Genomic DNA, 24,681 nt, shown 5'->3' with positions numbered 1-24,681 from the left:
AAACGTTGTTTATTGCATAAACCAAAAAGTACTACTGCACTGCTGAGCCCCCGCTCAGCTGGCGCAGACGTTCCTGATCCGGCTCCTTTGGCGCATAGCGTTCAGCGTAACGCATTTCGCGGCGGAAGCTGTCGCGGTCAATGCTCTGCAGCCACTGTTCACGATAGCTGTTAATCGGCTGATATAAGCGCCCGGTTCCCGGTGGCGGACGCCACGGTGTTACGTACATTACGTTCGGTTCTTCGCTGTTACCCTGAATGGAGATACCTTCAAGGCGAACCACATTGTCAGCAAGCGCAATGTTATTTAAAAACAGTAACAACAGTGCGCAGGAAAATACTTTAATCACTACGAACCCTCCCCTGCGACCTGCTCGGTACTGCGTCGTTCGAGGTCAGCAATCCAGATCGCCAGCGTTTCATCCGGCTCGCTCATCATGCCCTGTGCCAGCTGATATTGTTGCAGCGCTTTGACCAGATCATGCAGATACAGATCATAGAGAATGCCCAGATTGTAATGCACCTGCACATCCGCCGGGTCACACTGAAGAGCCGTCTGATAGCTGTCTTCTGCCGCCCCGAACTGGCCTAATTCACGCTGTACCAGTCCCAGTACTTTATAGGCCGGGCAGAATTCCTGTTTAAGGGCAACGGCTTTATTCAGACTTTCCAGACTGGCATCAAACTGCTCGAGACGGTATTGCGCCAGTGCCAGATTGGTCCAGCAGCCGGGAAATTCTGCATATTTTTCCGCCAGCGTCTGCCAGTGAACCAGTGCCGCATCAAACTCTTCGTCCTGCAGCAATTCCAGACCGGCGTTATAGGCCTCGATCAGTTCCGGCGGCAATGGCTTTTCCTGCGGCACAGAATCGACCACTTCAGGCTTAGCACCCAACAGGCTGCAGCCCTGCAATCCCATTTGCAATAAAACCAGCAATAACAGGCTAGCGAATCTGATCGACATAACTCAGCGCCTTTTCATTTTTATTGTACTGGCCAGGCATCAGCGTACCCAAAGACCGGTAACTCTTTTTAATCCATTCATCATACAGACCGTCGTAAGTACGGTTGGCATTGGTCTGATGAATTTCAATAGCCGCCTCATCCAGGGGAAATGCCTGCTCTTCCAGCAGGAACTGATACTCTTCCAGCTCCAGTTCATCCATACCGCCTGGCCGCTCCGATTCCATCAGTGCCTTGCTCAGCTGAGCGTACAACTGACCAATGCGATAAGTCGCTGATGTTGTGTATTCCAGTACGCCAATCTGCACCGCCTGGGTATAACGCTTCAGCGCGGCCTGCATCACCGCATTCTTACGCGTCACACTTTTATCAAGGGGAAGCGTAATGGCGATTTTTTCATATTTAACCCGTTCGAATTCACCCAGCTCATAGGCCGCACTGGCGGCCAGATAACGTGAACGATCTGTCTGATCTTTACCGGCTTTATTGTGCAGGGTTATCACCTTATCCAGCCAGAAACGGCGTTTTTCTTCATCGTTCTGCGCCGCATAAATTTCGTTCAGTTTAAAGTGCGCTTCGACGGCTGCATCAAACGGTTTTTTATAGCTGTGGGCGTAGCGCTTATACATCACCAGCGCATTATCCAGATCACCACCTTTTTCAAAATACTCAGCCGACTGGTAGCAGGCAATGCGCTGCTGCTCCGGATCTGTGCCGTCATTCCAGATGCGCTGTAATTCAAACGCGGCCTTGCGCCACTCGCCTTTATCTTCATAAGCGACGATCAGTTTACTTGGAATATCAGCGGTTAATTTATGCTCAGGATACTGTTCACGGAAATGCAACAGTACTTCAATGGCCTGATCATAATCTTTCATCTGCATTAATAAGGTTGCCGCATCATATTCGGCAATAATGCGGGTGCTACTTTCCGGAATAACCGTTGCCAGGCGGCGCCAGTGGCCAACCGCTGCGGTAAGGTCACCCTGCTCTTTGGCCTGCTCGCCTTGTTTATAAACCGTGGCAGCGACTTTATCCCGTAACTCACGCCGGGTTTTCTTATCCAGTTTGCTGTAAGTCAGGGCTTTGCCCAGCGCTTCTTCGGATTCGGCAAACAGGCCCTGTTCAAAACTGGCATGTCCGCGTACCAGCGCCGCACCATAGCGGTAACGCTCAGGCAGGTCGGCTTCGACCTGCGACGCCAGCCGTGCAGTGGTCAGAGCCTGCGGATAATATTTATCTTTCAGCAGCATTTCTGCGGTATTTACCAGCACGGTGCCGCTACGCTCATCCTGTGGAAACTCCTGCACAAAGCGCATTGCACTGGCAACCGTTGCCTGGCGCCAGGCCAGGGCCTCTGTTTTCGCCGGACGGTATTTATTAAATGCCAGAATTGCCGCGTAGCCAGCCTCAGCTGCTTTTTCATAACCCGGATACTGGTAAGCCACGATCTCATAATGATCTTTGGCCAGAGGGTAATCCTGCAGTTCGAACGCCACTTCCGCTAACAGGAAATGAGCTTTAACCGTGTCATCAGCCTCTGGAAAGCTGCGGATATATTCTTTATACCAGCGTTCAGCTTCGCCCAGACGTTCACGCTTGTCTTTCAGCTTTTTGCTGTTCTGCCCCCAGGCGTGATGAAAGCCCGCCAGATCCCAGATGTAAGTTGCCAGCGTTTTTTCCAGTTTCTGCTGCACCGCTTCGGTATGGTTCAGCCAGTAATTACCGCCTACGCCAAACATACCGATATAGATTTCTTTATGTTTACGCATCAGGTTTGGATAGCGCGCGGTTTTATAACCTTCAATCAGGCGCTCGTAATACACCGGTGCCAGCACATCATCGGGGTAGCGCAAAACAAAGGCACGTAAGGTAGAGGCTCCGCTTTTATAATATTGTTTGTCGTAATACAGCGTCGCCAGCCGGTCATAAATCAGATATTCATAATGACGTTTGCCGTGCTGATCATAAAACAGCGCAATCTGCTCCCAGTCGCCAAGGTCATCAAACATGATGGCCATAATGCGCAGAATGTCGTTGAGCATATCCAGCTCACCGCCTTTGGCATCGGACAATGCCGCGACGGTCGGATATTGTTCATCCAATAAACGGGTAAAGGCCAGCAGACTGTCCTGCAGACGATCCTGTTTAAAGATCGACCAGCCCTGCAGATACCCCGCACTGACATAATATTGGTTGTCGTCCGGGCCGCGATCAATCAGGCGCTGATAAGCCTGCTCCGCCCCTTCATAATCACCGGACGCGTACAGTAATTGCGCCAGACGGAATTCCCCTTCAAGGTAATAAACCGAACGCGGGAAATCGGCAACCAGTTGTTCCAGCGTGGCAATAGCAGACTGCATACGCCCGGCCATGCTGTAAGCTTTGGCCAGCTGATAAAGCATGGCGTCGTTATCGGAACGGTCCGGGTAAGCTTCAAGCAATGACTCATAATCTTTGATTGAGGCAATGGCCTGAGCACGCTCTTCTCGCGTTGCACTCGCATCCAGACCGGAGTCAGTGCCTTCCGGTATTTTATCCAGCGCAATTTCTTCGGCCTGCAGTTTAAGACTGGCAATACGGTGGGCGACACGAATGCGCATTTCCGGTTCGGTAGCAACATCGAGATAACGCTGATAACGATCAATTACATCATCATGACTGGTTTCCAGCGGGTCGTTAGATAATAAACGGACTTTCAGGCCGTTAATATTTCCCAGCGTTTTTTCCGTATCATCCGGTTGCGAAAACAGACTACAGCCGGCCAGCGATACTATCGCCAACATAAACACAGCGCGTAAGGCAAAATTATTCATCACTGCCCTCCACCGCACCGCTAACAACCTGTTGCTGCAAGGAATCATCATACAAGCGCGCGATCGACAGACGTGCCTGAGCCAGATAATCGGTAATTCTTACATCCAGATCCGTCATATGGCGCTGCGCATGAGCAATAATCTGTTCCTGCTGCTGGTCGTGCAGTTGTTGCAACCGTGTTTCCTGCTGTTTTAACCGCTGTTGCTGCTGAGCAACGCGCTGCGGAAAACCCTGCCAGCTGCTGTCTGCCCAGCTCAGTGCTGTACGGGTATTTTCCAGCTGTTCCAGCAGCTCCGAAGTAACACCCTGCAGCTGCCAGTAATTTTTTTGCGCCAGCCATTGCCGCTGTGGTTTTTCTTCATAAATACGCCACAGCTGTAAGCCGCGGCTACGGCGCCAGCGTTCTTTATAAACACCCAGATCACGGGTTGGGGTATTGAGACGCTGCAGGTATTCGATGCGCGGTACAACGGCTGCAAGATGATCAACATTCTGCTGATCGGCACTGGATGCAAAGGCAAACACTTTTTGATCTTCGGCCTGCAGACGTTGCTGTATTGCCAGAACATCACGGGTCAGCGCTGCCTGACGCAATTCCAGTTGTTGCAGCTTTTTGCTGGCATTCATGCCCGCAAGTTTCTGCTGACGCTGTTTAAGTACGGCCTGCCATAATTGCAGATCCTGCTGCTGACGTTTAACGTCATGCAGCATACTGTTCAGATCATGCAGAGCGGACGTCATCTGATTAAAATCACGATCGTCCAGCAGATCCTGCAGGGTGCGAGACAAATCACCATCCGGCATATCGCCTAACTGCGCCCGCTGCCAGCCCCAGGACTGCCCCTGCTGTTGTAATTCCCACTCATCCAGCCAGGCACTTAATTGTTCACGGGAATTCTGCATTCGCAGGGTTTCAAGCATGCCGAGCAGACGCTGCTCAACAAATTCATAGGTTTTCAGCGATTGCGTTGTCGCATTCAGTAATTCAAGGGCGTGGGGCACCGCCAGTACGGATTCAATAACCGCCGGGTGAAATTCACTGAAGCGCTGTTGCAGAATCCGCCATGGTTGCATGGCCTCTTCGTATTTCCACTGATCAACCAGCGACCAGCCGTATTGCAATAATCCGGGAGCGGTGAAGGCACTGTCGAGACTGATTTGTCGCAAATAAGCTTCAGCCTGACGGTATTTACCGGCATCCAGCGCGTAAATACCGGCAACCAGTAAAATCCTGTCTTTTAAGGAATGGCCTTCGTAGGTATCCGGCAGATAATACGTGGCTTCTTCGATTAATTTTTCCAGATCGCGGCTGACGGCGTGCAGGCGCATCAGCGACAGTATCTGGTTATAACGTGCATAGCCGCTCCAGATTCCGCTCTGGCTCATAGTCGCGAGTGCGTCATTGGCTTCATGCACGCGATCCTGCTCAGCCAGACTCGCGACCAGAATAAATTTTGCTTCTTCCTGATATGAGCGATTCAGTGCACCAGACGTATCTGCGCCTGTTCCGCTCTGTCGCGTCTCAAATTGCAGTGCCCGGCGGATGCTGCGCTCTGCTTTTTCCCATTCGGATTTTGCCAGCCAACGTCCTGCCAGGTGATACCAGGCATCTGCTGACGCTTTACCACCAGATTGTTCAACCGCTGCAAATAATGCATCAGCATCGTCTTCCAGACCCAGAGCCAACAGAATGGCCGCCTTCATCACTGTTATTTCGGCAACGATTTCAGCCTGACCATAGGCTTTCTGCATAAGATCAAGACTGACCAGTGCCTGCTGATAATTATTGGTTAAATAATGGTAATAAAATGCACCGCGCAGCAGCCGCTGCTCTGCATTTTCGGGCTGACTGTTATTCACAGCCGCCACTGACGGCTGCACAGCAACAGCATCTGCCGTGGCACCGCCGTCGGCAGCACGGGCAACCGACAACAGGCAAAACAGCGGAAAAAACAGTAAATAGAGTCGCATCAGGAGGCTGTCATCCGTACACCGGTTACCAGAATTTCAGCTGCGCGGCGGCGCTTTGCTGCTCGGCGACATCACTGACAACAAACTCCAGCATCAGTGGTTTATCGCTTTTTTCTACTTGCTGCTCGACAACCAGTTCACGGTTTTGTCCAAGCTGATCAACTCCACGGATCACCGCACGCAGATTATGTTTACCTGGCCCCAGATTAATATTGGCCAGTGGCTGCACGGCCCCCATACGCAGCGCGGCGACCTGACGTTCGGTATAAATATGACGCACAGCTTCGAAGCCTGAGCCACTGACTTCAATCGAAAGCGGCTCGAAAAACTCACCGTACGTCAGTGAAAAATAAAACGCCGCGCGGGTCGTTGCCGGACTGAGCAGGTCTTCTTCAAGTTCATACAGGTCTTTATTCAGCTCCAGCACCGAGCGTTTAACCTGAACAATATCGGCAGCAATATTGGCATTCTGCGGTTCAGCCTGCACAGTCAGCGCACAAAAGAGCGCAGCTAAAGTCAGCATCGGTAATTTTTTCATTGTCTGCTCTCCACACGGGCCTGCAACTGTCGCTCAGCCATCCACCGTGCCAGTGTTTGTTCAGTTTCAGCGTAGTGTCCGGTCAGATCTCCCAGAATCAGGTGATCCAGCACACCATCGTTATTAATAAGCATGACCGCCGGACGGGGATTAAAGCCCCAGCTTTGCGTCCAGTACTGATCATTCAGCAACACCGGTAAACGCATTTTCGGCGGCACGTCATTTTTATGCGGCGCCCAGATAAACCAGGCGACCAGTTGATCCAGCGCGTAGCTTTCTGCCAGCAACTGATAGCGCACCAGTTCTTCCTGACACTGGTTGCAACGATCCAGCCATACCAGCATTACCGGTTTGCCACGCTGCTCTGCCAGACGCTGCCCCCAACCGCCAATGGCGGAAGGCATAGAAAAATCGTCGACCAGCTGGCCCGGCGCCAGGGTTTCAATATTTCTGACCTCTTCGGCCTGCACGCTGAACGCGCACAGACTCAGAAATAAGAACCGAACGAAACGCCCCATTGCATACCCTTATTCACATTCAGTTTATCCAGGCGACTGTCGTCACTCTGGTAGGCCCGCCACTCCGTCGCAAACCAGTAATCATCGCCCAGCAACTGCCAGGAAAAGGCCAGGCCGGTGTAACGGCCGCTGCTGTCACCGGTATATTGCTCGCCCAGCAAGGCTTCAACCGCCACTTGCCATGGGTAACTGGTACGACCGCTGAAACTGGCAGCACCCTGCAAAAAAGCGTAACCGGCTCCGGCATTGAGCACATTGGCCTGTTCGCCGGACTCCAGCAAAACCCGGCCACTGCCGTCGCGTACTTCATCTTCATTGAAGGGGGCAATCTGGGCGCTGCCGAGCAGATACCAGCGTTCACCGGCAAACCAGCGAGCGGTAACGTTCAGCGCGCTGCGGCTGCTGAGATTATCCTGCGCCTGCTGCGCCAGACCTACACCCCAACTGCCATAACGGCGATTGATATTTTCGGATTTATCCAGCCCGGCGATTTTGAGCCGTGGCTGATAGATGTCGGTGGTTTCTGCGTTAACCCACCAGGGCGCCACTAACAGGCAAAGAAGCAGATATTTCATAAACTCAGATTCCAGATCAGCGCAACGGCCGTATGTGCAGATTGATCAGCGCCCAGCGCCTGTGAAGCCTGCAGGCGCAGACGAAAATCCAGGCGCTTTTCCAGTGGCCAGACAACATCACCGGAAACCGTAAAAAGCGCCGTTGAGGTTTCCCGCCCCTGCTCATCCCAGTGACGACTCCCCTGTTCATTGATCCCCACGCCAAGACCAGCAAAGCCCTGCAACGACCAGTCCGCATAACGTGAAAACACCTGCTCCAGCCCCAGCTCGGCACTCTGCCAGACCTGCTCACCGGCATTGGCACGGGTAAAGCGCGCCGCCAGACGATACTCATCCAGTGGATAGCTGACGCCCAGCTGCAGTGCTGTTTCACTGTTCCAGCCGCCCTGTACCTGCCAACTCCCCGGACGCAGAGCATCTTTCAGATACCAGCGCTGGGCACGGCTCAGACCTGAGGATTCAGGAACCTGAGCGACAGGCAGCCAGCCCTGACGACGGCCATTACTGAGCAGCAGCCAGTCCCCCTGCAGGCGCAAGGGTTGTAATTGTTCGGTAGAAGAGACTTCGAAGATAACAGGAAATGCACTGCCCGGGCCTTTACGCAGATACAGTTGTTCCTGTTGCGCCCATGACGGAGCACAGATCAGACAGAACGTGGTGATGTAGAGCATCTGCTTCACCCAACGGGTAAGCAGACACCAAAGATTCCCCAGGACCAGCATTGGTCTAAAGCCCTTTTCATTTTTTTAGTTATGTGGGCATCCGTGCCATCAGCGCGCCATTGTCCTATAAAGCGCGCCCTGCAATCAATCGGTACTTACGTACAGGTAAATGATTGCCACTACCTATTTGCTGAGGTAGCGCATCGCTGTTTCCAGCCCTTTCAGGGTCAGCGGGTACATATGCTGATTGACAATTTCGCGGATCGCCCCCAGCGATCCGCCCTGCCCCCAGTAAGACTCAGGTGCAGGATTCAGCCATACCAGCTTGCCGTAATGATCCGCCATACGCTGCATCCAGACAGCACCCGGTTCTTCATTCCAGTGCTCAACACTGCCCCCGACGTGGGTTACTTCGTAAGGTGCCATCATGGCATCACCAACAAAGATCACTTTGTAGTCAGGTCCGAATTTGCGCAGGATATCCCAGGTATCGGTACGCTGATTATTACGACGGATATTGTTTTTCCAGACCGACTCATACAGGCAGTTATGGAAATAAAAAATCTCCATATGCTTGAACTCGGTACGGGCGGCAGAGAACAACTCCTCGCAGACGCGCACGTGCGGATCCATCGAGCCACCGATATCAAAAAACAACAGCACTTTGACCGAGTTGTGCCGCTCCGGCACCATTTTGATATCCAGAAAACCGGCATTGCGGGCAGTGGAAGCAATGGTATCGCCCAGATCAAGCTCTTCTACCGAGCCCTGACGGGCAAATTTACGCAAACGGCGCAGCGCAACTTTGATATTACGGATACCCAGCTCAATACTGTCATCGAGGTCTTTATAGTTCCGCTGCTCCCAGACTTTAACAGCCTTTTTGTGGCGCGACTTACCCTGCTCGATGCGGATGCCTTCCGGGTTATAACCGTTACCACCAAAGGCCGAAGTACCGCCGGTACCGATCATTTTATTGCCACCCTGATGGCGCTTATGTTGCTCTTCAAGGCGTTTTTTAAACTCTTCGAGAACTTTATCCAGCCCACCCAGTGCTTCGATTTTGGCCATTTCCTCTTCTGACAACATGCGTTCAAATTCCTTACGCATCCAGTCAGCCGGAATGTTGGCCTCTTCCATAAATGAAGGCAGTGTATCCAGCCCCTGAAAATAAGCGGCGAAAGCCTTATCGAATTTATCGTAGTGCTTTTCGTCTTTTACCAGGCAAAGCCGGGCGAGCGCATAAAACTCATCCAGATCGGCAAATACCACATGGGCTTTAACCGCCTGCACAAGATCCAGATACTCGCGCACCGAACAGGGTACACGGGCGTTACGGACGGTCTGAAAGAAATCGATCAGCATCGGATCAGCCTTTGCGACGGCTCATAAAAGCCAGTTTTTCCAGCAACTGTACATCCTGCTCGTTCTTCAGCAGAGCGCCGTACAATGGCGGGATGGCCTTGCTGGTATCCGCATTGCGCAGTACGTCGGGGCCAATTTCATCGGCCATCAGCAGTTTCAGCCAGTCAATAAGCTCTGAGGTGGAAGGCTTTTTTTTCAGGCCCGGTACTTTGCGCACATCGAAGAAAACATCCAGTGCATCACGCACCAGCTCAGCCTGAATGCGCGGAAAATGCACATCGACAATGGCTTTCATGGTGTCACGATCCGGGAAGTCGATGTAATGGAAGAAGCAGCGGCGCAGGAACGCATCCGGCAGTTCTTTCTCATTGTTACTGGTGATCAGAATGATCGGACGGTGCTTGGCGACGATACGCTCCTGTGTTTCATACACAAAGAACTCCATCTTATCGAGTTCCAGCAGCAGATCGTTCGGGAATTCGATATCGGCCTTATCAATTTCATCGATCAGCAGCACCACTGGCTTATCAGCGGTAAACGCCTGCCACAGCTTGCCTTTAACGATGTAGTTGGCAATGTCGTGAACCTTGTCGACGCCCAGCTGGGAATCGCGCAGGCGTGATACCGCATCGTATTCGTACAGGCCCTGATGGGCTTTGGTTGTACTTTTGATGTGCCATTGGATGAGTTCGGTACCCAGCGATTCGGCCAGTTGTTCAGCCAGCATGGTTTTACCGGTACCAGGCTCCCCTTTCAGCAACAGCGGACGCTGTAATGCAATGGCCGCATTAACCGCTAACTGCAGTTCCGGCGTTGCAACATATTCCTGGGTGCCCTGAAACTTCATACAAACCTCTAAGTCATTCATTCGACAAAATAGGTCAGCAGTATAAGTAGGGGGGTGCTTATCAGCAAGGCATTAGCGGCCAGCAATATGAGAGTGCCGGCCGGAGATCACCCTCAGCGCTTTACTGAGGGTGTATTGTTCAATCAGGCAGGTTTGTTCTCATCATCATCCGCAGATTCCGGAGACGATTCATTATCAGCGTCAAACTCTCCCCAGTCGTCATCGGCGACCGGGTTTTCATCCGGGTCGATATCAAAATCATCATCCAGCGAAACATTAATATCCGTATCCCCCCCCATTGATGAAGGGGCTGATGACGGCAGCGGGATTTCTTCTTCTGATTCCCCATCAAAGGCATCGAAATCGCCGGCAAAGTCGTCATCGCTCAGATCATCATGGGGCAGATCATCGGGCAACCGGTCATGAGAAACAGGCGCAGCCGCCGCAGCTGCATTACTCTGACGGCGCTTCATAAACCACCAGTAGCCGGCGCCACCAAAGACCGCGAGATTACCCAAAGCCAACAGCAGGTAAACCCACCAGGCAATGCCCTCTTCTTCCTTCACCGGAGGCTCTGCAATGTCTTCCTGCTCAGCAAAACGCTTGGCCAGATCGGGCTTTATCGTCTCTTCTGCTGCAGGCTCAGGCGCTTTTTCTTCAGGCGCCTTATCTTCCACAGGCTCGGCAGGATCTGCCGTTTCCGCCTGAGGAGGCTGCTGCCCTTCCGCCATCGCTGCAGACTGAGATTCAGCCACAGGTACAGACGCCGGATTTTCAGAAACCGATGCATCTTCTGCTGCCATAGAATTTTCAGCCGGCGGCGCATCCGGATCAATCAGTGGGAATTCGATGCGGATATCATCCGGCTTACTTTTAAAGGTCGCCCCACCCTTTGAAACGCCACGGATATTCAGCACGACATCGTAGATACCCGCGCCTTTATCAGCACTCAGACTCAGCAACCAGGCCTGCTGAGCCGCGTCGAATTCCATTGACTGAATAATGGAGCTTTCATCCGGGCTGCTGATTTTGGCAATCACACGACTCAGGCCGGAGTCCACATTGGCGCCTTCAGGAATAACACGAATGTCGACCCGCTGTTCGGCCGGCTGCGGCAGAACTTCAACCCGAAGAGGCTCCATAAGAGTCGAACTCAGCACCTGACGACGCTGAAATGTGCGGCCAATGGCGTTGATTTCAAAACGGTACTCACCCACCTGCGATAAACGGGTCAGAGCTTCACGGAAAATACCATCGGTTGGCAGGTTTTCCGGATCCGATAGCAACTTGCTGCCCGAACGGCCATCCGGGGCAGTGACTTTCAGGCTGATGTCGGTCAGCCGTAACAAAGCATCTTCATCAACCACCTCACCCGCATTTTTTAACGCTATCGCCAGCTCAATCGGATTGCCGGAAAACAGACTGACCGGCAATCCTTCCACATTCAGGGTAAGGTCAGACAAAATCTGCACCCGGTTATCCGGATCGAGATCAGCATCTGCAGCCCAGCTGCCAGCCTGCGGTGACTGAACGGTAATCAGGTCAAAATTCACATCCTGATGCCAGCGTACGGCATCCTGCTGTTGTGCATCGGCGTAAGAAATCAATGTGCCATCAGGCTGCATCAGGCGGGTTTCTTTGCCTCCGCCTTTACGGAAAATAAGCGCGGTGAATTCTTTAACACTGGCATCTATAGAAAAGCGGTTGTCTTCCATCGGCACCTGTTCAACCGGCACCGCACGGTCAAATGCCTTCAGAAATGCCTTCAGTAATTCATCGGCACTGGATGCCTGCAAAAACAAACCGCCGGTTTCCAACGAGATCTGCTGCAGCAAGGCTTTATCCGCACCATCCGATAATGCCAGCGTATGAATACGGGCACCGGCTGCGGCATAAACGGGAAGGACTTCATTAAACAGGCGGGTTCTTTCTGCCGAATTAACCTGCTCAGCATTCTGGCCAGCCTCGGCCATATCGATTTTGCCGTCAGTCAGCAGGATAACACTGTGATTGAAACCACTGTCCGGCGTCACTTTCCAGCTGGCTTTAGCGAGCGCCTCGGTGAGGTTGGTGTACAGCCCAACGGAATTAACCGACTTCCCCTGCTCCTTTGCCGCTTCACGCCAGGGCTGATCTACCGCAGCGAGCGGCACCAACATATTGACGTAACGGCCAAAGGTCCAGACACCGGCCTGCGACTGATCAGGCAATAATTCGACCAGCAGATTCAGCGCCGGAATGCGCAGATTTTCAGGGTCTGTTTCTTTCATGCTGCCGGAAATATCGATAATAATCCGGACATCGGAGGGCTTGGCAGGAGATTCGGCCGCAGAAGATGCGGCACAAAACGACAGGAGTGATACAAGCATCACCCCCGACAGCCAACGATTAATCATCATAACTGCTCCCGGGGGTAAGGCTGTTACAGGTTAGATTCGAGTACGCGACGGCCTTTCTCAGTAATGTGCCAGCGAACACCGTTTTTACCGCTGACTTTACCGGCCAGGCTGCGGGTTACCAAAACATGCAGTGTTTTCAGAATGGTCGACTCTTCTTCATTGGCTTCACGACAAACCCCGGCCAGAGAACGGAAAATAAAGCGCCCGCTGGAGAGAATTTTCAGTACGTGGGTTGAAGTAACATCCAGCTCATCATTTACCTGAACCACCTGAGGATCTTCGTTACCGGAATCCTGTTCGGTTTCGGTATCGATTAATGGCAGCAGTTCACTCTGAATAATGCGCAGGTTCTGCTGAACTTCTTCGGAACGCTGCTTCGCCACCTGAGCTTCATTGAGAATCCGGTCAGACAGATTGTCGATAAAGAAGCGGCTCAATAACGCTGAAATCAAACAGAAACCGGTAAAAATTAACAACCGTGACGGATCGCCCTGACTCTCCAGAACAAGTTCACTGTTCACCATATCCAGCACCACCGGCACCAGAAAGGACGCACCCACACCCACCACAAGAAAACGTGGCAGACTTGCTGCATCGGGATCCTTATCCCCATACAGATAATAATTCACCAGCCCCCCAAAAATGCCAGCCAACAGCATCACAGTTGCCAGAATGAAGATATGATTAGCCATGTTTCCAACCTCTCATCCGTTAGAGCGCAGTCTTTGCTGCCCCTAATCCGATTACTCCACTGACGGAAAAACCCCAAGTTTAAGTACCGTTCCGTATAGCGCCGGCCACCGGAGGATAACCGTCAGAAATACAGAACACTCCTGCATTAAAACTAGCAAAGTTTTATGGGTTAGCCAGAAAAGGAATAAAAAAAATGTCTGACTGGGAAAAATGCCGGATAGAAAAATTCCTGAATGACAGGACAAAAGAAAAGGAACGGGAGAAAAAAAGCTGAACGATTGGTTATTTAATAATCAAGCCATAGCGTTTGACCAGTCATGACTGAAAATAAATAAGGCGCACAATGTGCGCCTTATTTTCACTCCGGTTGCAAACGGCCTCTTATCCAGAGCAGCAGCTGGTGTATCCCCAAAACCAGTACACCGATACACAATGCAGCCAGCAACCAGTTCAGCGCATACAGAGCAGTATTCACGCCCTCACTGATTGCAGTAAAGGGTAATACCACCAGAGCAGGAGCAAAGTAATTGGAATCCTGAGCGATGGGCGCCGGGGTAAACAACAACACCGCACCGATCATACGCACAAAACGGCGCACGTCACTGTCGGCAGCCAACCAGAAAAACATCCGGTTCCAGCACCAATAACCTGTCAGGGCGCATACCAGATAAGCTGCCCAAAAGGGTAAGAACTGAATTATGCCTTCCATATAATACGATCCTGCCACTCATCTTCGGGAATCTGATCATCAGGAATCCCTTTGTTCAGAATTGAAATACCCGCTTTATGTACCGATGCGGGATCACCGGAAACCAGCGGATGCCAGTCAAATAATGGTTTCTTTTCTGCCAGCAAACGGTAAGCACAGGTTTCAGGCAGCCAGAAAAAGCTTTCCGCCTGTTCCGGGCTCAGCCAGACGCAGTTAGGCACTTTGCTGTTCCGTTCCTGATACACGGTGCAACGGCAATTACTGGTGTCCATATAACGACAGTGCACGTCGGTGTAGTACACCTCACCACTGTCTTCATCTTCCAGCTTATGCAGGCAGCACAGACCGCAGCCATCGCACAGAGATTCCCACTCGCTGCGAGTCATCTCGTGCAGGGTTTTCTGTTCCCAGAACGGCTGCGCGCTCATTCTTTGTCCAGTTTGCAGAACAAATCGAGCATGTAGGTTTCTTTGGCTGGCGGCATCTGCAAATAGAAACCCTGCTCATCCAGCGCTTTCAGAACCTTATCGATATCGGCCCGCGCCAGCTTTTTCTCCGGCGTAAGAATCATGGTCATCGCCAGTTCAGGTTTACCAAACTGCTCCAGCAGGGCTTCCGGAACCCGGCTCAATGCATCTTTGCGGGAAACATAGAGATAGGTTTCATCTTTCTTTTTCGTTTTATAAACGTCACACAGTACTTTCGTCATTGCTCTGTTTTCTCAGCGAGATCACTCTCGTCTGATCCTGCAAAATCATCATTAAATAATCCCCGATTTCCGCTTTACGCCAACCGCTGAGGCTTTCCGGCAGTTTAAACGGACCATTCGGGTATCCGGAGCGGATTAACGCCTCCAGTGCTTTTTTCCGTGCCAGCAAATCCGGCGGAATGTTCAGTAGTTCCGCTTTACTGGTAACGGTCTCCTTAAGTAATTTCAGCCATTGCCCGGCCTGTGGCGACAATGGTTTATCCAGTTGCTTTGGCCACAGACTTTTATCCATCCCCTGTACCTGACTGACGATATCCAGCAACACCTTGCCATCTTCGCGCACGGCCTGAGGGCGCATCCCAGCCTTGATCAGCTGATCGCGGTTGCGCGCTTTAAAACGCGCAATATTCCATAAACTGTTGTCATCAACGACTTTGTTGCGTGGCACATTACGCTCACGTGCCTGTTGCTCACGCCACAACACCAGATGCTGCAGCAGCAATAATTCCTGCGGACGCAGCTTCCACGCTAATTTAACCCGGCGAAAATACAGCTGAGCCTTTTCAGACTTCTCCGACATGCTCAGCAAGCGTTCACAGTCTTCGGCAAGCCAGGCCTGGCGGCCAAGCTTTTTCAGTTGCGACACCAGTTTAGGATAAAGACGATAGAGATAGTGAACGTCGGCAACGGCATAGCTGATCTGCTCTTCACGTAATGGCCTCATCAGCCAGTTGGAACGCGTTTCTTCTTTCGGCAGATTGATATTCAGTACTTCTTTAACCAGGCGCTGAAACCCCATGGATGCACCCAGCCCGGCCATGGCGCCACCAATCTGAGTATCCGCCAGTGGTGACGGCACCACACCCGTCAGACGACGGCAAACTTCCAGATCTTCAGCGCAGGCGTGAAAGACTTTAACTACCAGAGGATGCTGCAGCACTTCAATCAGCGGCTGCCAGTCCGTAATGGTTAATGGATCGATCAGATAACTGCCCTGACTGTCAGCCACCTGCAACAAACCGGCTTCAGGATAAAACGTGGTAGTGCGGACAAATTCGGTATCAACGGCAATATAGGCTTCCCGACACCAGAGACGGCAAACATCCTCTAACTGAGTATCCGTTGTAACCCATTGCGGCTGCGGTATTTTCAGGCGCGTCATTGTTCAGTTCCTGCAGCAGCAAGGTCCGCGGGCGACTGAATCCGCAGGCGCTGCAGGTCGGCCTCCAGCTGCTCAGGACGCAAAAGCTGCGTACGGCAATTCATACCGGCCAGCATATCTTCAACAAACTGCCCGGTCGCTTCAGATTCAACCGATGAATCCAGCACCACCTGCACCAGCAAAGGCTGCTCGGCAGAGGCCTCCGCCAGCAGAGTCATAACCCGCTGCTTCAGATCATCAAGATGCAACTGACGCGGACCAATACCCGCTACCGGCGATAACAGTCCGTGCAAAATAAAGTAGTGACCACGATACCCTGCATCTTCCCAGCGCGCCTGATCATCAACCCCGGCTACCACCAGTAAACGCCATACCATACGCGCTTTGTCAGCGCATAGCGGACAAAGGTTATCCTGACTGTAACTGCGGCAACTGCTGCAATGCTGCAGAGTCTGGCGGGCATTCAGGATAGCCCGCTGCAAACGCTCACCGGCATTCTGCTCCAGCACATACTGAGCCAGACGCGCAGCGGCACGCGGGCCAATGCCCGGCAAGGCATCAAAGCATTCAACCAACTGGCGGTACTGTGCTGGTAACTGCATATCAGAATGGCAGCTTCATACCTGCAGGCAGACCCATTCCGGCGGTCAGTTTTCCCATCTGTTCCTGATTCTGCTGTTCAATTTTGCGCACGGCGTCATTGACCGCAGCAGCCAGCAGGTCTTCCAGCATTTCTTTATCTTCTTCCATGATGGAGTCATCCAGCTCAACCCGTTTTACATCATGACGACCGTTCATGGTTACTTTTACCAGTCCTGCACCGGATTCACCGGTTACTTCTGCGTCTGCCAGCTTTGCCTGAGCCTGCTGCAACTGCTCCTGCATCTTCTGGGCCTGCTTCATCAGGTTGCCCATTCCGCCTTTAATCATAAGGATTCTCCGATTTCTGTATTTAACTTACCGGACGGATTGTGTCGTCGATGACAAATCCGCCAAATTCTGCCAGAACCCGCTGCACTAACGGGTCGGCTTCAATCGCTTGTTTCGCCCCATAATGAGCTTCAGCCGCTTCACGCTGGCGGCGCTGTTCCGGTGTTTCTCCCCGCGGCAGCCGCAATGCCATTTCGACCACCGCCTGTGGCAGCCATTCACGCATGGCTTCCTGAATACGCAGGCGCTGACCATCGTTAAATAATGCGCCCTGAACCGGGTCAACATCAAAGATATAACGATCACCATCAACCTGAACCAGTGCGCTGTTACGGGCAATGGCCATCGGCAGCCCGGCCAGCTTCAGTTTATTCACCCATTGCCACCAGGTGTATGGTGTTGGCGCGGCATCATCCTCTGCAGCAGAAGGTGTCCCGACCGCCAGATCCTGCTCAGCGGCGTGGCGGCTTTCACTGATCAGCGGCCCGCGGTTCTCGTCCTGCCCCACAACAACCTGCATAATCTGCGGGCCATCATCATCCATCATGGTTGCCAGACCTGGGGTTGAATCATTGGCAGAGGATGGAACATCCGTTAAAGCTGATGGTTTTACCGCAGCAGTATCTTCCGGCCCAGCCGTTACCGATTGATGCAACAAGGCGGACTGCTGTGACTCATGGCCGGAAGGTTCTGCAACCACTTCCGCAGTGCCTGCATCAGCAGACTCATTAACCACTGCGCTGCCGGCGATGTCGGCCGGGTGATCTTCATCATCGGCCAGCACAGAACCCACTGAAGGGTCGGATGCAGGTGAAATGTCAGAAACAGCCGCCGGGCCCTGCTCCCCCTCATCCGTATCAGCCACAAGGGAAGCGGGAGAGGCAACAGCCGTTACAACAGGAGAGGAACCACTCAGAGATTCAGAGCTGAGACGCTTTTTTTTTTGCAGCGCCGATTCCAGATCCAGCTCCAGCGGAGCCGCAGGCGCCGGGCGGAATGCCAGCATGCGCAGCAGAATCATTTCAAAGCCCTGACGCGGGTCCGGTGCCAGAGCCAGGTCAGCGCGACCACTAAGGGCGATCTGGTAGTACAGCTGCAGATCTTCCGGCTGCATGGCCAGCGCCAGCTGCAGTACAGCTTCACGATCGCCCTGAGAGTTTTCAATGGCATCAGGAACAACCTGACCTAACGCAGCACGGTGCCAGATGGTCAACAAGCCCTGCAGTACTTCATCATAATCCGGTCCATGCTCAGCCATGGCGGCGACTTCATTCATCACCTCCGCAGCATCGGCCCTGGCCATAACTTCAGCCATTTTAAACAACCGGCCACGATCCATGGTGCCGAGCATGGCATTAACCTGAGCTTCGCCGACCAGCCCTTCACCATAGGCAATCGCCTGATCGGTCAGGCTGAGTGCATCACGCATACTGCCCTGTGCAGCACGGCCAAGCTGCCATAATGCCGGCTCTTCGTAGCCGATCTTTTCAGCCTCAAGCACCTTGCCCAGATAAGAGACAATACGCTCGGGGGTCATATTCTTCAGGCTGAACTGCAGACAGCGTGACAGCACCGTGACCGGCAGTTTCTGCGGATCGGTAGTGGCCAGCAAAAATTTCACATGCGCCGGAGGCTCTTCCAGCGTTTTCAGCAGCGCGTTAAAACTGTGCGTCGACAGCATATGCACTTCGTCAATCAGGTAGACCTTAAAGCGTCCCCGGGTCGGCGCGTACTGTACGTTGTCCAGCAATTCACGAGTATCTTCAACCTTGGTACGGGACGCCGCATCGACTTCAATCAGGTCAACAAAACGGCCTTCGGCAATTTCACGACAGGCACTGCACTCACCACACGGGCGGGCACTGATGCCCTGCTCGCAGTTAAGACACTTGGCAAGAATACGGGCGATGGTGGTCTTACCGACCCCGCGGGTACCGGTAAACAGATAGGCATGATGCAGGCGCTGTTCGTTGAGGGCATTAATGAGTGCTTTCAGCACATGCTCCTGCCCCACCATTTCATCAAAGAAACGTGGTCGCCACTTTCGAGCAAGTACTTGATAACTCATGAATTTTCCAGCACCAGAGATTACGCAATGAGGCGCATAATACCTTGTAAGGAGGGGAAAGTCAGGAGAATTTGGAGATGACCTCTACCAGCCACACCCCGGCACACGAGTCAGCCACTACCGTTGCTCCCTTCCGGGCCTGGCGGGGTTCGCGGCGTATCGTTGCGAGGGGACCAGCAGAGGCCACCATAACGACCCGATGAACATCAGGTGGCGGCACATTAACGAAAACTCATTGAGATATCAAGCAGTTATCTGATTTTCAACCGTCAACCAACGCACTGCTGAGGTTCAGATCCTGTAAGGCATCGACAAAACGCTTCAGGCGTTGCTGCGGCCCGAACATTTTCGGCCGGGAAAAATAATCCGACATGGTTCCCGATACACGCTGCTCAACCGTTTGCCCTGCAAAGTAAATACGCAACATAACGGTCTGACGACTGGCAATCTGGTTGAGCTGATCCGGGCTTGCAGAAAAGTAACTGCAATAGAGGCCATCTTTAATATCCGAACCCTGCAGCCTGAGCATTTCATGCTCACCATCCAGGTACAGTACCAGCGGCTTGCCCGCATCCGGTTCACGCGCCTGCTGATCACACAACTGCAGCAGAGGATCAGCCCCCGACTGCCATACCGCCCCGAGCAACAGCTCCGGCATGCCATACAAAGGAACAGGATTGAGAGTCAGTCCACTCGCGGACCGATTGAGACTGCCTGCAGCCGCACCATCTGCGGCAACAACAGGTTTGACAGCCTGACCACCACCGACACAGGCAACAAGGGGTAAAAACAGGATAAGGCCTATAAAAGCCCTTCGCATTCCATGCACAACGACATCCTTTCGTTAATACGTCCGTTATTCTGAATGCAGTTTAGTGAACAATGAAACAGTAATGCAATTGACCAGCTGCGCCACGGGCGCAAATACCTCTTAAGTCTGACACTTAAAGATGCAGCCAGTGTTTCAGCGCCAGCTCCAGAATATCCGCCCGCGCCAGATCGAGCTCAGCGCACACCTCATCCAGACGCTCAACCACCTGCGCGTTGAGCTTGACCTCCAGCCGGTGCAACCCCCGCTCTTTGTCGCGCTGACGCTGCGTTCTTTTGTTAAACCGGCATTGCTGCGAACGCTCATAAGGATTGCTGCGCGGCCGGCCAGGCCTGCTGGGGGCAAACATATCAATGGTAGTTCTGTCTTCTGGCTGAACGGACATGCATCCCCCTAATCGTCAAAGCGGCGCAATTATCACCAGCGCCGGCAGAATTGCAACGCCGGCTGACTTGCCAAGCTCTTCTGTTCTCAATACTGTACCGCCTTTATCCGCCAATGACTGACAACCCGAATGGCCAGAACTCACACTGCGGTAAACGCTTCCGCCCTGACACAAAGCATCAATCCAGCCACCCTGACCTTTGCCGACACCCGTGAACTGGAAACCTTTCAGGGCGTCCTTGGACAAGACAGAGCCGTTAACGCCATTCAGTTTGGCGTTGCCATGCAACGCCCCGGCTACAATATTTTTGTAATGGGCGAGACCGGCACAGGCCGCTCGTCTTACGTTCGCGATTACCTGAAGAGCGAAGCCAAACGTCAGGCCACTCCGAGCGTCTGGTGCTACGTTAATAATTTCCGCAACCCGCGCGAGCCGTTGGCTGTTGAAATGCTGCCGCAGGAAGCCGGAATTTTCCGGCAGCTGATCAGCGAGCTGATCGATCAGCTGCTGGCCACCTTCCCTGCCGCACTGGAACATCCGACCTATCAGCAAAAAAAATCGGCCATTGATTACGTTTTTAACCGCCGCTACGACAAAGCGATTGAACATGTAGAGCGCGAAGCACATAAGCGCGGCGTTGCTGTGTACCGCGACTCCAGCGCCATCAGCTTTACCCCTATGCGCGACGGCAAAGCACTGGACGAAACCGAATTCGCCCAACTGAGCGAAGAAGAACGTGAAGGCTTCCACAACAATATTGCCGAGCTGGAGCAGATGCTCAGCGACCAGCTGGCCGAGCTGCCACAATGGAAACGCGAAAGCAGTAATGACTTGCGCCAGCTGAACCAGGAAACCATCAAAAATGCGATCACACCGCTGATTGAACCAATCCGTAATCGCTTTGAAGGCCATGAAAAGCTGCTGGCTTACCTGCAGGAAATGGAAGAACACCTGCCCAGACTGGTGCTGGAAGAACTGGTTGAAGAACGCTTGCTGGAACTGCGCGAAGAGTACGCCAAACGCAGCAGCCTCGAAGAATCACTGATGCCCAACATCGCCACCCATCACGCGGAAAACAGCGGCGCACCTGTCATCTATGAACCACACCCGAGCTATGCCAATCTGTTCGGCCGTATCGAATACGCCAATGAACAGGGCGCACTGGTCACCAACTATCAGCGCATTTGCCCCGGCGCACTGCACAAAGCCAATGGCGGCTACCTGATACTGGACGCGGAAAAGGTGTTATCTGAACCTCTGGTCTGGGACGCACTGAAACGCGCACTGCAATCCCGCCAGCTGAAGATGGAATCGCCCTACTCCGAAATGGGGCTGATCAACACCACCACCCTGCTGCCCGGGGTTATTCCACTGAATTTCAAACTGGTGCTGATCGGCTCGCGCCAGGTGTACTACCTGCTGCAGGAATACGACGAAGACTTTAAGAGCCTGTTCCGTGCCGTGGTCGATTTTGACAGTGACCTGCCGCTGAACGATGACCATCTGCTGGCCTATGCCCGCCTGCTGAAAAGCCGCATTGAGGAACAGGGTTACGCCGACCTGGATCAGAGCGCCGTGGTCCGCATGGTGCGCTACAGCGCCCGCCTGGCTGAACAACAGGATGTTCTCAGCGCCCGTATCGGTGAACAGTTTGACCTGCTCGCAGAAGCCGACTTTATCCGCCAGCTGGCGCAGGACGAATTAATCTGCGCGAACCATATCGACCGTGCCCTGAGCGCTAAATTTGAGCGCACCAGCCGCGTGTACGATAAGTTATTTGAACAGATGCTCGACGGCACTGTACTGCTGGAAACCAGCGGTAAAGCCATCGGTAAGATCAACGGCTTAACCGTGATGTCGCTGGGCGACACCAGCTTCGGTTCGCCGGCGCGCATTACCGCAACGGTATATCCGGGCAGTAAAGGCGTGGTCGATATTGAGCGCGAAGTATCACTCGGCCAGGCCATTCACTCCAAAGGCGTGATGATTCTCAGCGGTTTTCTCGGCAACCGCTACGCCCAGCGCTTTCCGCTGGCCATTTCGGCGCATATCGCCATGGAACAGTCGTATGGCTATATCGATGGCGACAGCGCCTCTCTGGGCGAACTGTGCTGTCTGATTTCAGCACTGATTCATACCCCCATCGACCAGAGCTATGCCATTACGGGCTCAGTCAACCAATACGGTGAGGTTCAGGCAATCGGCGGGGTCAACGAGAAAATCGAAGGCTTCTTCCGCCTCTGTGCAGCGCGCGGACTGACAGGAAAGCAGGGAGTCATTATTCCGGCATCCAACCGTCTGAACTTAATTCTCAATAACGACGTGGTAAGCGCGGTAGCCGCAGGGAAGTTCCATGTTCACTGCGTTACCCATGTAGATCAGGCCATTGAAATCCTAATGAAACGCAAAGCCGGAAAAATGAACAGCAAAGGAGAATTCCCGGCCGGCAGCGTTAATGGCGACATCATTGCCCGCCTGGAAGCCATCGCCCGCATGGGCGAGAAACGCCAGAACGACTGAAAAGACTAAGGTCGCGGGCAGGCCTCGCCTGCCCGCGACCGTAACAACCAGCAAATCAGGCGCTGCCGGTCAAGCGGCTTGCCAAATACCTCATCCATACCTGCCTGCAGACAGCGTTCGCGCTCGATATCAATAATACCGGCGGTCAGCGCCAGTACCGGTTTATGATACCCGGCTTCACGTAAACGCCGTGCCGTATCCGGACCATCAAGCTGCGGCATATGGTAATCCAGCAGGACAACATCGGCCGCCATAAAGGCTTCTGAATCAAGCAACGCCTGCCCATCCGCAAAAACGTCAACCCGGGCCCCCTGCTTTTCCAGTAGACGGCGGATCACTTTCTGGCTGGTCGGATCATCCTCTCCAACCACAATATTCCAGCCGGCCAGAGCATCAGCGGCCGGAACATCCGCCTCACCGGCGAGCGGCGCCTGCGACTGAGCTGGCTGCAGCGGCACTTTCAGCCAGAAGCGACTGCCATGCCCGTATTCACTGTCCGCGCCAACACTCCCTCCCATCAGCACCGCCAGACTGCGGGACAGACTCAGGCCAAGGCCGGTACCGCCATAATGACTGGCCGTCTGCGCACTTTCCTGCTCGTATGCGTTAAATATATCAGCCAGGCGTTCGGCACGGATTCCCTTACCGTTATCTTCCACTTCGGCAATGAGCTCATAACCACCAGAAACACTGGCACAAGTAATTCGCAGTATGATCCGCCCCCCTGGCGGGGTAAATTTATAGGCGTTACCAAGGTAATTAATCAGCACCTGCTGAATACGCTGGGCGTCTCCGGATACCCACTGCGGCAGACCGGGCGATTGCTGTACCTGAAAATCAATTGTTTTCTGCTGCATTGCGGCAGAAAACACTGCACTGACTTTTTCCAGCAATTCCGGCAGATGAAAGTCGTGAACATTCAGCTCCAGCTTGCCGGCTTCAATTTTGGCAACATCCAGCACATCATTTACAACATCCAGCAAGGCTGAACTGACATAACGCAGATCCCGCAGCAACTCGGCCTGCTCCGCTGACAAGGACGTTTCTGCCAACAACTCCACGATACCGGCAACACCATTTAACGGGGTACGGATTTCATGGCTCATATGCGCAAGAAAATCCGTTTTGGCCAATGAAGCCTGATCGGCAAGCTGACGCTGATGCTCAGCCTCCGCGATACGACGAGCCAGCTCTTCCGCTCTTAAAATATCACTATAACTGCGAATGGCAGCTGTCAGAGATAAGAATAACCTGCTTTGGGTCGCATCGGATTTAACCAGATAATCGTTAATATCGTATTCCTGCACCACCTGACGTTCAGGGGCATACCCGGCCTGGCCGGTACGCAGCAGGATACGGATATGATGATTATTCAGCTGATTGCGGATGTGCTCAACCAGGCGCAAGCCGGCATCATCACTTTCCATCACCACATCCAGCAAAATAACGGCAATATCCGGACGCAGGGCAAGAACTTCGCGGGCCTGAGCAGCACTGCCGGCTTCCAGTATTTCCAGAGGACGGTCTTTATAGCGAAAGCGCGACAAAATGAGACGGGTAACCTGCAGTACTGCTTCGTCATCATCCACGACAAGCAGAACGATCCGCTCAGGCAAAAAAGCATCGACGGATGCCACCAAAGGCATGTCCCCGCGGCTACTCACAGGCTGTCCCACCGGGAATAATGAATGAACTCTGCAACCGTTTACATCCTTGAGGTTTACATAAAAGTTAAGCAACTGCCGGCAAATATGCCAGAGTCAGAAAACGACATGAGACGATATCCACGACCGTCTTTCTGCCACTCAGACAAAAATGGCCAGATTATGTTCGCAATTTTACCGTTCACCACGGCCATCACGGGCAAATTTACACTTACCTTTCATGCAAAAGATTTATAACAGAAGATCATCAACGCTGATCAAAAAGAAAAGAACAACCTGTCCCTGTATGACTAACCTCAGCCTGCCTTACCGCAAAGAGATATCCGGCTCCGTAAGGCTGAACAATAAAAAACGGGCC

General features: G+C 53.0%; 23 protein-coding genes and 1 other RNA gene. 1 reads left to right on the top strand and 23 read right to left on the bottom strand.

What is annotated here, in order from left to right; all coding sequences use genetic code 11:
• Nucleotides 1-31: 31 nt before the first annotated feature.
• From HUF19_RS08320 to ybfE, 22 genes are all read right to left on the bottom strand, one after another.
• On the bottom strand, nt 32-349 hold the full coding sequence (locus HUF19_RS08320) for a hypothetical protein (protein WP_260999347.1): 318 nt from the start codon (nt 347-349) through the stop codon (nt 32-34).
• On the bottom strand, nt 349-963 hold the full coding sequence (locus HUF19_RS08315; RefSeq protein WP_260999346.1) for a tetratricopeptide repeat protein: 615 nt from the start codon (nt 961-963) through the stop codon (nt 349-351). The genes HUF19_RS08320 and HUF19_RS08315 overlap by 1 nt, the downstream gene beginning before the upstream one ends.
• A complete protein-coding gene (locus HUF19_RS08310; RefSeq protein ID WP_260999345.1) occupies nt 944-3,778 on the bottom strand; it encodes a tetratricopeptide repeat protein in 2,835 nt (944 codons plus the stop codon). Before HUF19_RS08310 ends, HUF19_RS08315 begins: the two co-directional genes overlap by 20 nt.
• Nucleotides 3,771-5,750 carry a hypothetical protein gene (locus HUF19_RS08305; protein WP_260999344.1) on the bottom strand — a complete coding sequence of 660 codons (1,980 nt, stop codon included), beginning with the start codon at nt 5,748-5,750 and terminating at the stop codon, nt 3,771-3,773. The genes HUF19_RS08310 and HUF19_RS08305 overlap by 8 nt, the downstream gene beginning before the upstream one ends.
• 25 nt (nt 5,751-5,775) lie before the next feature.
• Nucleotides 5,776-6,288, bottom strand: a complete 513-nt coding sequence (locus HUF19_RS08300; RefSeq protein ID WP_260999343.1) for a hypothetical protein — start codon at nt 6,286-6,288, stop codon at nt 5,776-5,778.
• Nucleotides 6,285-6,806, bottom strand: a complete 522-nt coding sequence (locus HUF19_RS08295; protein WP_260999342.1) for a peroxiredoxin family protein — start codon at nt 6,804-6,806, stop codon at nt 6,285-6,287. Before HUF19_RS08295 ends, HUF19_RS08300 begins: the two co-directional genes overlap by 4 nt.
• A complete protein-coding gene (locus HUF19_RS08290) occupies nt 6,776-7,381 on the bottom strand; it encodes a hypothetical protein (RefSeq protein ID WP_260999341.1) in 606 nt (201 codons plus the stop codon). Before HUF19_RS08290 ends, HUF19_RS08295 begins: the two co-directional genes overlap by 31 nt.
• On the bottom strand, nt 7,378-8,103 hold the full coding sequence (locus HUF19_RS08285; RefSeq protein WP_260999340.1) for a hypothetical protein: 726 nt from the start codon (nt 8,101-8,103) through the stop codon (nt 7,378-7,380). Before HUF19_RS08285 ends, HUF19_RS08290 begins: the two co-directional genes overlap by 4 nt.
• Before the next feature lie 123 nt (nt 8,104-8,226).
• Nucleotides 8,227-9,408, bottom strand: coding sequence for a vWA domain-containing protein (locus tag HUF19_RS08280; RefSeq protein ID WP_260999339.1), 1,182 nt, complete (start codon nt 9,406-9,408; stop codon nt 8,227-8,229).
• Between the two features lie 4 nt (nt 9,409-9,412).
• Complete coding sequence (locus HUF19_RS08275) at nt 9,413-10,255, bottom strand: AAA family ATPase (protein ID WP_225692780.1); 843 nt, start codon at nt 10,253-10,255, stop codon at nt 9,413-9,415.
• Nucleotides 10,256-10,398: 143 nt separating this feature from the next.
• Nucleotides 10,399-12,654 (bottom strand): VWA domain-containing protein, encoded by a 2,256-nt coding sequence (locus HUF19_RS08270; RefSeq protein WP_260999338.1) that lies wholly within the window; start codon nt 12,652-12,654, stop codon nt 10,399-10,401.
• Between the two features lie 23 nt (nt 12,655-12,677).
• Complete coding sequence (locus HUF19_RS08265) at nt 12,678-13,346, bottom strand: YEATS-associated helix-containing protein (protein ID WP_260999337.1); 669 nt, start codon at nt 13,344-13,346, stop codon at nt 12,678-12,680.
• Nucleotides 13,347-13,705: 359 nt separating this feature from the next.
• Complete coding sequence (locus tag HUF19_RS08260) at nt 13,706-14,056, bottom strand: hypothetical protein (protein ID WP_260999336.1); 351 nt, start codon at nt 14,054-14,056, stop codon at nt 13,706-13,708.
• Nucleotides 14,044-14,484 carry a YcgN family cysteine cluster protein gene (locus HUF19_RS08255; RefSeq protein ID WP_260999335.1) on the bottom strand — a complete coding sequence of 147 codons (441 nt, stop codon included), beginning with the start codon at nt 14,482-14,484 and terminating at the stop codon, nt 14,044-14,046. Before HUF19_RS08255 ends, HUF19_RS08260 begins: the two co-directional genes overlap by 13 nt.
• On the bottom strand, nt 14,481-14,765 hold the full coding sequence (locus tag HUF19_RS08250; RefSeq protein ID WP_260999334.1) for a YcgL domain-containing protein: 285 nt from the start codon (nt 14,763-14,765) through the stop codon (nt 14,481-14,483). The genes HUF19_RS08255 and HUF19_RS08250 overlap by 4 nt, the downstream gene beginning before the upstream one ends.
• The gene (gene rnd / locus HUF19_RS08245; RefSeq protein ID WP_260999333.1) at nt 14,746-15,927 is read right to left on the bottom strand and encodes a ribonuclease D; all 1,182 of its coding nucleotides are present in this window, start codon (nt 15,925-15,927) and stop codon (nt 14,746-14,748) included. The genes HUF19_RS08250 and rnd overlap by 20 nt, the downstream gene beginning before the upstream one ends.
• The gene (locus HUF19_RS08240; RefSeq protein ID WP_260999332.1) at nt 15,924-16,529 is read right to left on the bottom strand and encodes a toprim domain-containing protein; all 606 of its coding nucleotides are present in this window, start codon (nt 16,527-16,529) and stop codon (nt 15,924-15,926) included. Before HUF19_RS08240 ends, rnd begins: the two co-directional genes overlap by 4 nt.
• A 1-nt stretch (nt 16,530) precedes the next feature.
• A complete protein-coding gene (locus HUF19_RS08235) occupies nt 16,531-16,857 on the bottom strand; it encodes a YbaB/EbfC family nucleoid-associated protein (protein ID WP_145468840.1) in 327 nt (108 codons plus the stop codon).
• A gap of 22 nt (nt 16,858-16,879) precedes the next feature.
• The gene (dnaX, locus tag HUF19_RS08230; protein ID WP_260999331.1) at nt 16,880-18,925 is read right to left on the bottom strand and encodes a DNA polymerase III subunit gamma/tau; all 2,046 of its coding nucleotides are present in this window, start codon (nt 18,923-18,925) and stop codon (nt 16,880-16,882) included.
• An 82-nt stretch (nt 18,926-19,007) separates the two neighbouring features.
• Nucleotides 19,008-19,104: signal recognition particle sRNA small type (gene ffs, locus HUF19_RS08225), an RNA gene on the bottom strand.
• Between the two features lie 83 nt (nt 19,105-19,187).
• Nucleotides 19,188-19,583 carry a hypothetical protein gene (locus tag HUF19_RS08220; RefSeq protein ID WP_260999330.1) on the bottom strand — a complete coding sequence of 132 codons (396 nt, stop codon included), beginning with the start codon at nt 19,581-19,583 and terminating at the stop codon, nt 19,188-19,190.
• Between the two features lie 286 nt (nt 19,584-19,869).
• A complete protein-coding gene (gene ybfE / locus HUF19_RS08215) occupies nt 19,870-20,139 on the bottom strand; it encodes a LexA regulated protein (protein WP_260999329.1) in 270 nt (89 codons plus the stop codon).
• Nucleotides 20,140-20,268: 129 nt separating this feature from the next.
• Between ybfE and HUF19_RS08210 the strand changes: the two genes are divergently transcribed.
• On the top strand, nt 20,269-22,659 hold the full coding sequence (locus tag HUF19_RS08210; RefSeq protein ID WP_260999328.1) for a Lon protease family protein: 2,391 nt from the start codon (nt 20,269-20,271) through the stop codon (nt 22,657-22,659).
• Nucleotides 22,660-22,664: 5 nt separating this feature from the next.
• Here the strand turns inward: HUF19_RS08210 and HUF19_RS08205 are convergent, their stop codons facing one another.
• Nucleotides 22,665-24,323 carry a hybrid sensor histidine kinase/response regulator gene (locus HUF19_RS08205; RefSeq protein WP_260999327.1) on the bottom strand — a complete coding sequence of 553 codons (1,659 nt, stop codon included), beginning with the start codon at nt 24,321-24,323 and terminating at the stop codon, nt 22,665-22,667.
• Nucleotides 24,324-24,681: the final 358 nt, after the last annotated feature.

The sequence above is a fragment of the Thalassolituus hydrocarboniclasticus genome, assembly GCF_025345565.1.
In the GTDB taxonomy this organism is placed as follows: domain Bacteria; phylum Pseudomonadota; class Gammaproteobacteria; order Pseudomonadales; family Oceanobacteraceae; genus Venatoribacter; species Venatoribacter hydrocarboniclasticus.
This window is presented reverse-complemented; position numbering and strand designations above follow the sequence as displayed.